At 65.6% G+C, this 12,880-nt stretch carries 15 protein-coding genes; all 15 read right to left on the bottom strand.

The window, feature by feature from the left end:
* On the bottom strand, positions 1 to 696 hold the full coding sequence (locus H1343_RS10200; RefSeq protein ID WP_185982813.1) for a hypothetical protein: 696 nt from the start codon (positions 694 to 696) through the stop codon (positions 1 to 3).
* Between the two features lie 76 nt (positions 697 to 772).
* Positions 773 to 1,705 carry a P63C domain-containing protein gene (locus H1343_RS10205; protein ID WP_185982814.1) on the bottom strand — a complete coding sequence of 311 codons (933 nt, stop codon included), beginning with the start codon at positions 1,703 to 1,705 and terminating at the stop codon, positions 773 to 775.
* A 594-nt stretch (positions 1,706 to 2,299) separates the two neighbouring features.
* Positions 2,300 to 2,734, bottom strand: coding sequence for a hypothetical protein (locus H1343_RS10210; RefSeq protein ID WP_185982815.1), 435 nt, complete (start codon positions 2,732 to 2,734; stop codon positions 2,300 to 2,302).
* Positions 2,734 to 4,056 (bottom strand): hypothetical protein, encoded by a 1,323-nt coding sequence (locus tag H1343_RS10215; RefSeq protein ID WP_185982816.1) that lies wholly within the window; start codon positions 4,054 to 4,056, stop codon positions 2,734 to 2,736. The genes H1343_RS10210 and H1343_RS10215 overlap by 1 nt, the downstream gene beginning before the upstream one ends.
* Before the next feature lies 1 nt (position 4,057).
* A complete protein-coding gene (locus H1343_RS10220; RefSeq protein WP_185982817.1) occupies positions 4,058 to 4,948 on the bottom strand; it encodes a hypothetical protein in 891 nt (296 codons plus the stop codon).
* A 3-nt stretch (positions 4,949 to 4,951) separates the two neighbouring features.
* A complete protein-coding gene (locus H1343_RS10225; protein WP_185982818.1) occupies positions 4,952 to 6,508 on the bottom strand; it encodes a hypothetical protein in 1,557 nt (518 codons plus the stop codon).
* Positions 6,505 to 7,977: a hypothetical protein gene (locus tag H1343_RS17010; RefSeq protein ID WP_246332929.1), complete on the bottom strand. Its 1,473-nt coding sequence runs from the start codon at positions 7,975 to 7,977 to the stop codon at positions 6,505 to 6,507. Before H1343_RS17010 ends, H1343_RS10225 begins: the two co-directional genes overlap by 4 nt.
* A 410-nt stretch (positions 7,978 to 8,387) precedes the next feature.
* Positions 8,388 to 8,609: a hypothetical protein gene (locus H1343_RS10235; protein WP_185982820.1), complete on the bottom strand. Its 222-nt coding sequence runs from the start codon at positions 8,607 to 8,609 to the stop codon at positions 8,388 to 8,390.
* Positions 8,610 to 8,611: 2 nt separating this feature from the next.
* Positions 8,612 to 9,031, bottom strand: coding sequence for a hypothetical protein (locus tag H1343_RS10240; protein WP_185982821.1), 420 nt, complete (start codon positions 9,029 to 9,031; stop codon positions 8,612 to 8,614).
* Positions 9,031 to 9,636 carry a hypothetical protein gene (locus tag H1343_RS10245; RefSeq protein WP_185982822.1) on the bottom strand — a complete coding sequence of 202 codons (606 nt, stop codon included), beginning with the start codon at positions 9,634 to 9,636 and terminating at the stop codon, positions 9,031 to 9,033. Before H1343_RS10245 ends, H1343_RS10240 begins: the two co-directional genes overlap by 1 nt.
* Positions 9,636 to 9,974: a hypothetical protein gene (locus tag H1343_RS10250; RefSeq protein ID WP_185982823.1), complete on the bottom strand. Its 339-nt coding sequence runs from the start codon at positions 9,972 to 9,974 to the stop codon at positions 9,636 to 9,638. Before H1343_RS10250 ends, H1343_RS10245 begins: the two co-directional genes overlap by 1 nt.
* A complete protein-coding gene (locus H1343_RS10255) occupies positions 9,971 to 10,555 on the bottom strand; it encodes a phage gp6-like head-tail connector protein (protein WP_185982824.1) in 585 nt (194 codons plus the stop codon). Before H1343_RS10255 ends, H1343_RS10250 begins: the two co-directional genes overlap by 4 nt.
* A gap of 2 nt (positions 10,556 to 10,557) precedes the next feature.
* Complete coding sequence (locus tag H1343_RS10260) at positions 10,558 to 10,746, bottom strand: hypothetical protein (protein ID WP_185982825.1); 189 nt, start codon at positions 10,744 to 10,746, stop codon at positions 10,558 to 10,560.
* Positions 10,747 to 10,807: 61 nt separating this feature from the next.
* The gene (locus H1343_RS10265) at positions 10,808 to 12,019 is read right to left on the bottom strand and encodes a phage major capsid protein (protein WP_185982826.1); all 1,212 of its coding nucleotides are present in this window, start codon (positions 12,017 to 12,019) and stop codon (positions 10,808 to 10,810) included.
* Positions 12,020 to 12,053: 34 nt separating this feature from the next.
* Positions 12,054 to 12,839 (bottom strand): head maturation protease, ClpP-related, encoded by a 786-nt coding sequence (locus tag H1343_RS10270; protein WP_185982827.1) that lies wholly within the window; start codon positions 12,837 to 12,839, stop codon positions 12,054 to 12,056.
* Positions 12,840 to 12,880: the final 41 nt, after the last annotated feature.

Genomic DNA, 12,880 nt, shown 5'->3' on the forward strand with positions numbered 1-12,880 from the left:
TCAGGCCTCCAGCCGTTCGTATTCATCGAGAAGGGTGTTGATCTCCGCGCGGACGGTGGCGCGGGTGCGGGTGGGCGATGGAGTGATGAGGTGCTCCTCCGACCCCCACCCCGCATCCTTCAGCGCGGCCTCGAACTTTTCAGCATAGCCGGCGATCAGCGCGGCACGGTCGGTGCCGTTCACCGTGCGGCGGGCGTTGACGTAGTCCACCTTGGGGCGTGGAGGGCTGACCGTCAGCATCGTGTTGCTGTCGATGTAGTCGGCCAGCTTCCGGCCCGTGAACGTGCCGAGCATCATGCCCTCGACAAGGATGCGCGCGGCGATCTCGCGATCTTCCACCAGCTCGGGCTTGCCGACGAGGTCGATGCCGAGACGCCGGGACCAGTCGGTGTAGTTGCGTCGTCCTGTGATCTGGACGAAGCCGCGCCCACGGAAGCGCACGCCGTCGCCCTTCTGCGTGTTGCCGAGGGTGGCGCGCCCCTCGTAGGCAGCACCGCTGGCATACTCGCGCATGGTGCGGAAGCGGTCGGCCTCGTGGAAAGCCGTGCCAAGGATGTACGCCAGCTTGCGCAGGTCGCCATCGCCCCAGCGATCGAACGCCGGCAGGATGGCGCTGATGCCGTCCACTGCGCCTTGCGATAGCGTGCCGCCGAACAGCGACGTGCGGATGCGGTCGAAGAACCGGGTGAGGTCCATCGGTCTCTCCTATGATGCTGACATGAAAAAGGGCGGCTCCGAAGAACCGCCCTGGTGGGTGAGACGTGTTTGCCGCCTACTCTTGGCGCGACCTAGATTGGGCTGCTGCGAACAGCTTCTTGAACGCTGGCCACGTGTCGGAAGCTCTCATCAAAGTCGTCGTAGCTGTGATCTGCCGTTGCAAGTGAGGGTGCCCCACGTCCTCAGTGAGGTACTGGTGGTTACGGCGCTTGTTGTCGGGATTTTTTGCCTTCAGTTCCTCCAAGACGCCGTCAGGGAGAGCCTCATAGATGTATTTGTTGGTGTATTTTCCGACGACGCCGGGACGTGCAACCGACTTCGGGTCATATGGCCATGAGTGAAGGCGAAACATTTCCTCGTAGAAACTATCGGGGAACCGCTTGCTCCAAGGCATCAGTTCTTTCGCGATGTACGCTTCCAGAATTTGATGGAGTTCGCCGCGTTTCCTGACGCGCTCATACCCCGTAGCCTCATCAACGAGTGCTACGATGCCAACCCGCGCGAAACCTCTCATGAGAATTTCGCACTGCTGAGCGATCGGCATCTGCTGGGCCTGAAGTTTGCCCGCTTGCCTCGCCTCCAGAACCGCTTCGCACAGCTCTACGAGAACCTCGGCTTCGTAGCCGTAAGCTTTCCCGTTCGCCGGCGTTCTGAACAGAATAGGGTTTTGGACTCTCTCCCTCAAATCACTGGAAACAAAGGGGGAAATGATCTTTCCGCTAGTGAAAAGCTCCAGCCGACTCAGGCCCTTTTTCATCGACCCGCCTTGGGCGATGGCCATGCCAAACTGCACACCGCTAGCCGTCAGAACCCGCCGCTCGTCGTCGAGAACGTAGCAGGGCAGGTCAATCCGGCCGATTTTAAGGGGTGCGTCAGCCGATCCGTACACCGCCCGAGGCAGCGTTTTCTCTCCGCTCCACCTAGCGTCAGCCGCTTTCTTCGCTATCGCGCTGCGAGCAGCGGCACCGTCAAAAAGGTCATCACTCATGCTAGCATCTCCTACCTTCGATGCTAGCAAGTTGCGGCTAGCAAAAAGCGAGGTCAATGCTAGCGTCAGTCTTTCCACAGGCTCCATGAAAAGGCGCCTCGCGGGCGCCGGTGTCGGTCAGGTTGTGGGTGCGGCCGTCAGCCTATCAGGGCTGCATCTTCGAACAGGGCGTCGATCTCTGCCTCGTCGAGGGCGCACAGGATCGCGCTGGCGAGAACCTTCCGACGCCAGACGCCGCGCCGCAGGAATACTCAACTCCCCGTTATAATGACGAAATTGCCATCGCGGCGCGTTAGCCCTCTTAAAGACCCACTCGCTTGGGAGGGCGAGGCTTTTGGAAAAACCCCGTCATGATGGCTGCGAACGCGGCCGCTACTCGCCGTTGCGCCTGATCTTGCTGATCTGTCTGATGGTGGCAGCGGCGATGATCACGGCCCGGCTCTCCTTCATCCGATGAGCGCCGGGAGCCGCCAGCCAAACCCGGTCATGGGGGCCATTCGTTAAGCCTCGGGCACTATCGTGCCAGCATCGGGCGCCTTACAGCCTGACCTCCAGAGCGCCGGGCGCGTTCCGTATCGCCCGGCGCACTTCTCTTCATCCGGTCGGGTGATCCGGGAAGAAGCCCTTCCCGACCTCCGCGCCGAAGACGTGTACGAACAGCGCCTGCACCGTCGGCCAGGCATCATCGGTGCTGGTGAAGGTCGAGCCGTTGTTCCAGGTTACGCGCTGGCGCGCCGGCGCCGTGCGGAAGCGCTCGTCCCACGTCTCGAACTGCTCGTCGGTGAAGCTGTTGATGACGGACATCTTGTCGCGAACGTGCGGCTCGGGCGGCGGAGGCTCCGGCTTCAAGTCGTCCGGCAATGCCGGAATATCGCCCTCGGCGATCCGCGCCTCGACCAGCTCGCGCAGCTCTGCCGGCGCGTAAGGATCGTCCGAGCGGTAGGTGTACGGCACGATGTCGCCACCATCCGCCAGCCGAACGCGCAGCACGTGGTAGTCTTCGTGGGCGAAGATTTCGAGGAGTTCCATCACGCGATCCTCTGGCAAGCATAAACCGGACTGGCGCTGTTGGGTGACAGGAAACCAGTCAGCCCAAGAACGACCCATGTCCCCGCTAGGGGAATGGAACCATTGACTTGGTAGTAGGCTGCAGCCCCCGCCCCCTTTCCCAATGAGATGTATTGGCGGATGGTCAAACCGCCGGAGGCGTACAGAGCGATTAAAACCGTGCCGATTGGGAAGTTGGTCACGTCCGGATTGTTGGAGACTTCCGGCAACGGCATCTTCGAGTTGATTGCGGCATCTGTTTCACCGCGCCGCGCCAGATAATAGACTTGATCGTTGACGCCGCGCATGTACGGGAGGTCGGGGTTCCCGCCCGCGAAGCCGACAACCTTCGCGCTGTCACCTATGGGTCGGGCGTTGAGAGCGGTGAAAAGGTCGCCGAGCTGCTGGGTCCATACGGAACCGTCCCCGAAAATTTTGAAATGATCGGTGCCGCTTTGATCCTGGTAGGTCAAAGCACCATCGACGGTGATGCACCATCTGGCACGCTTGACCCCTCCGCGATGGAACCATAGCGACGGCGCAACACCGATGCCTATGATCTCCAACGGACCTGTCATTTCGTCGCCGGTTTTGGCAACTCGTCCGGCAGCGCGGTTATCGGCGAAGGCAGCCGCACGGTTTTCGATACGTGTGTTCAGGTCTCCGAGTTGCTCGGTAAAAATGGACCCGTCAGGGCCGAGCCTGAAATGGATCCGACCCAGACCATCATCGACCCAAACCAGGTTCCCGTTGTGGTCGAGCGCCAGTCTCGCATTTTTCACGCCAAGGCGCTGAAACCGAAGGGATGGAGCGATGCCTTGAGTATCGGCAATTTCAAGCTCGCCATTCAGCACGGTTACGTCGCCGGTGAACGTGCCGCCCCCTTTGTCCATCTTGCCTGACAACGCGTTATTAACGTCATCCCGGAAGGCAAGCGCAGTCGCACTCCCGTCGATCTTCATGAGCAGGGCGTTGCCCGTCCACTCTATGCCGAGGCGGCCGGGAGAATCGGACCGGACATAGTTCGCCGGGTTGAACGTCGCGGCAGCCGCTGCGCTCGCGGCAGCGGCTGCGCGATCCTGCCCTGTCTGGCGGCGATCGTCGGACGTCGCCTGTCGCAGCTGCCAGACCTCGTCGGCGGTGATCGCGACGAAGTTGCCGACGACGCTGAAGTCCTGCAGCGCCTTCGGGAACACCTGCCGGTGGCCGCCATTGCCGAGGCCGAACGGGTTCGCCGTCGCATCGTAGAACTCGCCGTTGACGCGCGCGAGCCGATCCAGCTCGGCAGTCGGTTTCGTGGCCATGTCAGCGAAGCTCCTTGATCTCGAAAGCCATGGAATGGGCCGAGCCGCCGTTCATCCACGTCACCTGCTCGAGCGGCGAGAGCTGGCGCAGGCGGCCCATGAAGTTGCGGCGAAGGCCCTGATAGAGGTCGGTCGGGTCCGGGATCACCATCAGCTCGCCGTGGATGCCGGCGCGCCGCACGATCTCCTGGAAGGTGCCGAAGGCTTCCTCGTCGGCCATGTGCTCAAGCGTGAAGCGGAACACGCGCACCGGCTCGCGCACGTCGAAGAACTCGGCGCCGCCGAGCGCGGTCTCGACCTGCGTGCCGGTCTCGTAGGCGGCACCCGCGCCCCAGGAATAGTTGATGCGCGGCTGCACGCCCTCGCCGATGAAAAGGCGGCCGATCTGGATGAAGCCCGCCGGGTTGCGCGCGTCCTGGATCGATAGGCGCCAGAAGCGCGCGAACACCGGGGCGTCGAGCACATGCACCGAGACGGCGGTGAAGCCTTCGACCTGCTCACGGCTGTATGTGCCGTACCAGTAGTTGTCGGACTCCCACTCCAGCTCGTTGATCATCCACGGCGCGCCGATCAGCCCGCCCCAGGCGTCGCGGAAGCCGGTGTCGTGGACGAGCGTCCGGAAGTCGGCGAACTGCGAGGCCTCGATGCGCAGGCGCCCCTGCAGGGTGATCGTGTGGGCGATGAGCCCGAGGACGCGGATGGACTTCGGGTCGCCGAGGTCGAGCACCATCTGCGTCGCGTTCTCGGCCGCGCTCGCGGAGCGCGCGACACGGCTGAACAGGCGGTTGCGCAGATTGGCGAGCGGCAGGCTCTCCACCCATGCGCCGCCCGTGATCTCGCACTGGTCGATCCGGTTCGGAAAGCCCAGCATGATGTTGTGCGCTCGCGCCATGTCTTACCCGTAGAGATCGAGGACGGTCGTTCCCGTCACCAGCGTCACGTCCTCGCCGAGGACGACGAAGGGCTTGCCGCCATCAAGGTCGAAGCGGTCTATGGCGAGCGTGACGACGTCGCCGAGATCGATGTCCGGCAGCTCCGCGCGGGGCACCGGCACCCGGTAGCGGTCCCGGCGCACGCCGTAGATGCCGAGCCGGCGCTGCGCCTCGGCCTGCGCATCCGCCTGCGAGACGAAGGCGCTGTCGAAGCTCGGCTCGGTCGCGAGGAGATGGCGCGTGCGCACCGATGCGTCCTCGGCCAGCGCGTTGCGATACTCCTCGGCGGCGAAGGCCTTGATGGCCGGCGTCGCCGCGGTGGCGTCGAGCGTCGCCTTGGACTGGATCGTCCAGTTGCGAGCGTAGCGCACCGTCACCTTGGCCGCCGGCACGCCGGAGCCGTCGTCTTCGGTCGCCAGGCGCTCTATGCCGTCGCCGCTGTCCAGCACCAGCGCCCGATCCAGGACGGGCGCATTGGCGTCGAAGGCCGGCGCGTCGAGGCGACGCACGCGGAAGCGGCCGAGACGGTCGGGCACGATCCAGGCGCCGACGCTGGCGAGGACCGTCGAGAGAACGGCGGAGATGTCGCGGCGGTCGAGCCCGGTCCACGTTCCGACCTCGGCCGGGTTCGCAGCATGCAGCGCGTCGAAGTCGGACACGACGAAGTCGGCGCCGGCAACGAAGCCCGCCGCCTCGAGGATGCGCCGCGAGACACGCGCGGCCGAGCGCTGGCCCGCCGCGCCTTCGGTCGCGTCGATCGTCAGGTCGCCGCTCGGCACCGAACCCGTGCGCAGGAGGCCGAGCGCGAGACACGTTCCATAGCGCCCGGCCGGGATCGCCGCCGCGCGCAGCGTGGCGACGCTGGCATAGTTCGCATGGAAGCCGATCGGCACGCCGTTGTCGCGCACGGCCTCGACCGAGGCGAGCGGCCGCGAGGAGGCCTGCCAGATGAGATCGAAGCGGTTGGCGAGGATCGGCGAGACGTTGAGAACGCGGCCCCACAGCGTCGGCTTGGGCTTGTCCTTCAGGTCGTCCTCGGCACCCTCGGCCTCATTCATGCCGCCGGCAACCGTGGTGCCGGCATAGACCACCTTCTGCAGCGGCTCGTTCAGCGCCGCCATGCGGTCGCGCAGGCGCACCGTCGCGCGACGCCAGCCGAACTCCATCTGCTGCATCGTGCCGGCCAGGACGCCGACACGCGAGGCGAAGGGCGAACGCTCGTCGGCCAGCGCCGTGATGCGCAGCGCCCGACCGTCGACGGCATAGCGCGCCATCCGGTCGATGCCGCCGTCGGCGTTCGCCAGTTCGATTAGCCCGAAGGCAGCCGAGGCCGCGCCGTTCGTGCGCCCGGCTTCGAAGACCGAGCGCTGGAAGTTGCCGGGGTCCTGCACCCGCTCCTCGAAATGCGTGTGCCGCGGCGTGTCGTTCGGCCCGGTGGTGTAGCCCTGCGTGGCGAAGCGCTCGACCACGACGGCGCCGGCCTGCGGATCGTAGGCCTCGATCTCGACGAGGTAGATCATGCCGCATTCCGCCGCTTGGAAGCGCTGACACCCTCGCGTGCGACCGCATTGCCGCGCTCGACGGCCGCGACGGTCTCCTGCGCGCCGATGCCGACCGCTTGGCGAAGAGTACGCACCTCGTCACGCAGCGCCCGAACCTCCGCAACGAGCGCAGCCTCACTGCCGCCGGTCGCCCGCACGGCGGGCATGCGCAGGTCCGGAAGCCGGCGAGCGTTCGCCGCCTCCATGAAGGCGCGCACGCCCGGCATCTGCATCGCGGGCGCCGTGAGGATGCCCTCCCCACCGGCCAGAGCGATGTTGCCGCCACCGGCATAGCGCGCGAGCACGCTGTCGCGGTTCCAGATGCCGTTGCCGACAACGCCGCCGGTCTGCATGCCTGGAACAGCTCTGTACCGGCTGGCGAGATGTGCGCCCCAGTTGCTCGGATCGTCGTATACGAAGCGGCCGTTGATCCACTGCCCGCCCTGCCCGTTCTGCGGCAGCTGGTTGGCGTAGTGGATGCCCGCCTCATAAGGCGTCCGGGGGCCAAGGATCGTCGTCTGCCAGCCGTTCTGGTCGCTGGCGCGCTCGACGCGCGGGCGCCAGTACTGGCCTTCGCTGGAGCGCCACGCGCCCGTCTCGTCGGTGCCGATCTTCTTCCACGTCAACGTCTTCGGCCCGGCGGGCGCGTCGCCACTGCCGTCGTCGGCCGGGTTCACAGTCACCGGCGGCGCCTCGTAGGACGGGATCGCCGCCTCCGGGTTCAGCGCGCGGACATAGTCCTCCAGTGCCTTCGCCTGCGCCGTGTCGCGGGCCGCCTGCGCCGCATTGAAGGCGGCGATCGCATCGGCAACCGAGAGGACGCTGTCGTTGATGTCGATCAGCGCGCCGACCTGAATGTCGAGAAGGTCGAGCTGCGCCTTGGCCGCGTCAATCTCTTCCTTGGCGCTTGTCTCGGTGCGGGCGAGGATGCCGGACACCTCGTCGAAGATCGAGAAGTAGTGCTCGCTCGAGGCGTAGTAGCTCTTGGCCTCGTCGAGATACGAGCGCGACAGGTCGATGAGCTGGCCCTGCGCCTCCTCGTCGCCGGCGGCGGCCTTCGCGGCGGTCTGCCGGAACTTCTCCTGTGCCTCCGTCAGCTTGTCGAACGGCGCCAGCGGCGAGAGATTGCGGTCGAGGCGGATGTCGTCGCGATACTTCGCCAGCGCCGCCGAAAAGCCCTCCAGCCGCGACACGCTCTGTTCCAGCTCACCCTTCTGTTTGTTGTAGGCAGCGCGCAGGTCGCTTTCGGCGCGCGCGAGGGTGTTCTCGATCGTCGCCATGCTCTCTTCGAGCACGCCGGCAAGCTGCGGGAAGAGATCGATGAGCGGATCGAGCGCGTCGCCGACGAGACCGGTGCCGTCGACGACGTTCTGCACCTGCACCTGAAACCAGCGCTCGATCAGCGCGGGATCGACGCCGAGCGAGCGGGCATCGGCGCGCGGTGCCATCGCCGTTCGGCAGCTCGATCTTGAAGTTGAACGGATCGAAGCTGTCAGCAGCCGCGACGAGCGCCTGCTGCCCCGGATCGTCGGCCTGACGCGAGACGGTCAGCTCCATCGTGCCGGCGTTCGCCGTGCCCTTGCCCTTGCGGGTGCGGCCATCCGGGACCTCGTCGACAGTGATAGTCTGAAAGGTGTCGCCGAACGCACCGATGTTGCGGATGCGGCCGATGGGCGTGAACGTGTCGGCGGCGAGGGCCACCTGGGTGTATTCGGCCGTCGCCGTGCCGATGGACACCCGCGAGCGGGCGACCGGAAGGACTTTGTTCGCCATGAGAAACCTCTTTCGTGATGGCATGAAAAAGGCCGCTCAAGGCGGCCGTGGTCTCGCGGGTGCGAGGGCTGAAGCGCGGGGCGCGCTACTCGGTAGGCTCGGTCGGCGCCTTTTCGCGAGCGACCTTCGCCGCCTTCGCCGAGGTGCCGCCGACTTCGATGAGCTTGGCGCGCAGCTTGGCGACGATCTGCGGACTTTCACGATCGATCTCGACCGGGGCGGCCGTGCCGGGAGCAATGGAGACGAGGCCGCCCGCCGTTTCGGTGAAGTGCTGAGCGACGCCGCTGATGTTGGCGATCTGGACCATGATCAGGCTTCCTTGTGCTGGATCAGGAACTCGTAGGGGACGGAGAAGCTAAGCCGGTAGAGGCCCGCGACATCGTTGCGATCGTCCGTGACCGGCGAGGACGGTGCAAACGTCTGCACGCCGTCGAACTGCGTGCCGCGGAAGGCGCCTGCCAGATCGTCGAGCCATCCACGCGCAACGTCCGTGCCGCTGCCGCGACGGATTGACAGGACGAAGCGAAACGCACCCTCCTCGAGGAAGTCGGAACCGTCCGGCCCCTCAACCGTCTGCCATTCCGATCGGCTCCACGGGAACTGCATCGCGAGAACAGGGCCGCCGTTCTCGTCGAGCCCGTCCTCGTCGTTCTCGACGCGAATCGTGGAATGCGACCAGTGCTCGCGCAGTCGAGCCTCGACGGCTTTCACGACCGCCAAATGCGCCATCAGTAGGCCCTCACGAAAATCGCTGGCTGCCTGTCGCTCTTCGCCTTCGCGCCCGTCAGCGAGCGGAAGCCGTAGCCGATACGGGCGATGTTGCCGAACCGCTTGGCAGCCGTGGTTGAGATCGCCTCGTACACGCCGTCGGGCGCCTGGGCGGACTGCGGTTGACGCCCGCTGTCGCCGCCCTCGATCTTGCGGGCGTAGGGCTGCGAGTTGAGGAAGACATACTCGCGCGCTCCCTGCGGAATGTTGCCGGGCGTCACCTCGACATCGTCGGCGAACAGGATGTGGCTGCGCATATAGGCGCCGGTCAGGATCGGGCTGGTGAGGAGCAGCTGCTCCCCGATCCACTCCAGAACCTCGTCCATCAGATCGAACTCGGCGATGACGACGCCGTCCGGCTTCACCACTGCCAGCGGCGCGCCGCGCACGCCGTCGACGTAGACCTCGTGCGGGGCGTCGCGACCGGTCGCTGCCTTGTTCTCGATCTTCACCCGCGCAATCTCGTCGCCGGCGAACTCTGCGAGCCGTGCGGAGCGAGCCTCCGGGGTCGCAAGGTCGGCGACCATCAGGTCGATCTCGCGCGAGATGGGGTCAAGACGCGCCATCAGGCCCCTGCCGCCAAGCAGTCGTAGGCGAGCAGCGTCTCGCCATCGCGATGCGTCTGGTCATCCGGTCGCTGAGTGAAGGTCAGCCGCACGCCGTCGACGATGACGTCGTCGTTCATCTTCAAAGGACGCCACTCGGCCGGGATGTCCTCGGCGAGGATCAGCACCTTGCGCGCGTTTGCATCGATACCGCCGACCACCTCTTCCGGGGTGACGCCTCGCACCCGAGCGCGGACGTTCTCTACACGCATCGGCTGGCCGTTCGTGACCTGGCGCTCGATCGTCACGCGCCGGCCGGCGCGATCGAAGAGGCTCCGGTAGCTCTCCAGCCGGCTCACAGCGCGTAGACCCTCAGAGGGGCGAGGAGACGATCGACCGCGACGGTGCGCGCCTTCGCGACCATCTCCGGGCTGTTGTAGGCCTCGCTGAACCCGCCATCGATAGCGAATGTCCGTAGCCCGCCATTCGCCTTCGTCTGGGCCAACAGCTCCTGCGTCATCAGGATCACGGCTGCCACAGCGTTCGGCGGCACCTCCCCCGTCGAAGGCGCATTATCGGGCTTGCCGTTGTAGCCGGCGCGATACCGGCACCGGAACTTGCGCGCCGGGCGCGGTGCGTTATCCGGGATGATCAGACACCCGTCGAACTCGATGCCGACGCCCTCAACCTCGATGTCGTCGACCGTAATGCTCTCGATCTCGATGATCGGACGGGACGGCAGCGAACTCGGCCAGCATTCAGAAGCCAGCTCGAGCGTCTGCTCGCCAAGCGAGCGACCAAGCCATCCCGTCGGACCATCGATCTCGGCCTGCGCGGCCTTGATCATCGTCGTCACCAAGGCATCGTCGGCCGCATGCCCGCCAGGAACCTGCGAGGGCGTGACGATCGGCTTCGGCTGCTCGATGACGACGATGCGCATGGTCAGTCCTTGGCCTTCTCGTCGGCCTTGGACTTCGGGTCTGCCTTCGGCTTCGGGGCCGGTGACTTGGTCTCTTCGACGAGGCCGCGGCTCAAGTGCTCCTTCGCGCGCGCTTCGCTCATCGTCACCGGCATGCCGCGGCGGATGTTCTTGTCGCCGAACCGGAAGGTCCGCAGTGCAGTCAGGTCCATTGCCTTGCCTCCAGATGAGAAAGGCCGCCCCAGGATCGAGGCGGCCTATGTCGGTTCGAGATCAGCCGCCGGCGGCGACCGCCGTGCCGAACGGCCCCGTGACGAACGCCTCGGGCCGCTTGACGGCGAGCGCGGTGCGCTCCTCGCAGCGGACGGAGATCATGTTCTTCTCGAAGTCATCGACGTTCTCGGTCGAGATGACGACATTGGCGTCCTCGCGATCGAAGATCTGTGCCGCCGTCCGGAACGCGCCGGCTAGGAACTCGCCTTCGAACTCGGGAGCTTCGGTCTCGACCACCGGGCGGCCCCACAAGGTCGGACCTGCAATACGGAGCGGGTTCGCGAGGATGTAGCCGTTGTTGGCATCCTTCGTGAGCTCGATCTTCGCCCAGTCGACGAAGTGAATCACGAAGCCGTCGACCGGAAGGCGAGCGAGCTGCGCCTGCAGGATGGCAAGCCGCAGATCGTCGATCGGCGTCCGCGCCTCCGGTTCGAACGCCGGTGCGAACGTGGACGCCTGCGGGACGATGCCCTCCAGATGCCCGCCCGTGCCGGAGCCGAACAAGAACTCCTGCTCCTCGACGAACTTCAGCCCGTAGCGCATCTCCGCATCGATCATCGACTGGAGCTGCGTGAAGTCGTCCAGGATCTGCTTCGACGCCTTGAACATATGCGCGATCGTCACGACGGGCGTGATCTTGGTCGCGAACTCGATGTCCGAGTATGGCTTCGGCGTCCCTTCCGGAACCACGCGAGCGGCGTTGGTGAAGCCCGTCTGCTGCACCCAGAAGATTGCGGGACTGGTCGTGCGACCGCCAGCGATCAGGTCGCGGATGAATAGGCGCTGCTTGGGCATCTGGTCGATGCCGGGCAGACGCTGGGGCTCGACCACGCCTTCGGCGATGTCGGTGCTAAGCACGTTCTTCACGGGCGCGGAGACGCTTCGGCCACGGCCGATGCTGGAGTTGACGCCCTTGAAGGCGTCCGACTCCACGGCCTGCCTGCCAGGCGAATGCTGCTCCGGCGCACCTCCGCCGCGGCGAGCGGCCGACTGCTCAACCTCGCCGAGACGAGACTGCAGATCCTCGAGCCGGCCCGTCAGGTCCGACTGGTTGGTGGCGAGCTTGTCCACCTCGGCCTTGGTCTGCTCCGACAGCTTGCCGGTGTTCTTGACCTCGGCCAGGCAGTTCTCGGCCTTCTTGCTGAACTCGTCGTTCACGCGCGAAAGGTCGTTCGTGACCTGCCTCAGCAGGTCGCGGACTTCATCGGCCATAGCGGCCTCCTGTCTTTGAAGGGTGTTTGAGCCGTCAGGCCCTCGTCAGGCTCAGCCGAGCCGCTGCAAGGCGCAGGCGGTCGACTGCATCGTCGTCAGCGCTCGGCATGACGGTCTCGGCGGCAGCGCCCGGCGTGCCCCCGGTGATCTCTTTCATCAGTCGGCGGCGCTCAGAACGGGGCAAAGCCCGCCCGCTGGTCAGCGCCGCCTCCAGTCGATACAGCGCGGGCGCCTCGTTGCGAGTGCCCTCCTCCTGAATATCGAAATCGACGACTGCATCAGCGAACCCTCTCGAGACGGCCTCGCTGCCGGAAAGATAAGTCGTCGCGTCCAGCATCGCCGTCACCTCGGCCACATCGATCCCGGACCGTTCCGCGAACATCTCCGCGGCCGCGCGATCGAACACCTCCATCGCGTCTGCGGTCGTGCGAAGATCACTCTTCTCACCGACGGCGCCCCACTGGGTGTTGTGGATCATCATGAAGCCGAGGCTGGCGATCTGCACCTCATCGCCCGCCATCGCGATCACTGCGGCGGCCGAAGCCGCGATCCCAAGGATTTGCACCGTCACCTTCTGCGGGTGCGCGCGCAGCATGTTGTAGATCGTCGTGCCCTCGAAGAAGTCTCCGCCGGGTGAGTTGATCTGGACCGTGACCGGTCGGTCTCCGATCGAGCGAAGCGCTGCACCGATCCGCTTCGCGGTCACGCCCTCCTCCGTCCACCAGTCGTAGCCGATGGGGTCGAGAATGCTGATCGTGTCGGAGGCGTTCGCTGCAGCCTGCACCGGCCTCCAGTGCTTTAGGGCTTCTTCGGATAGCATGGGGGAGACCTTCGCCCCTTCTGGGGTTCGAAGCTCGGGCA

It is taken from the genome of Aureimonas mangrovi (genome assembly GCF_014058705.1).
Lineage (GTDB): Bacteria > Pseudomonadota > Alphaproteobacteria > Rhizobiales > Rhizobiaceae > Aureimonas > Aureimonas mangrovi.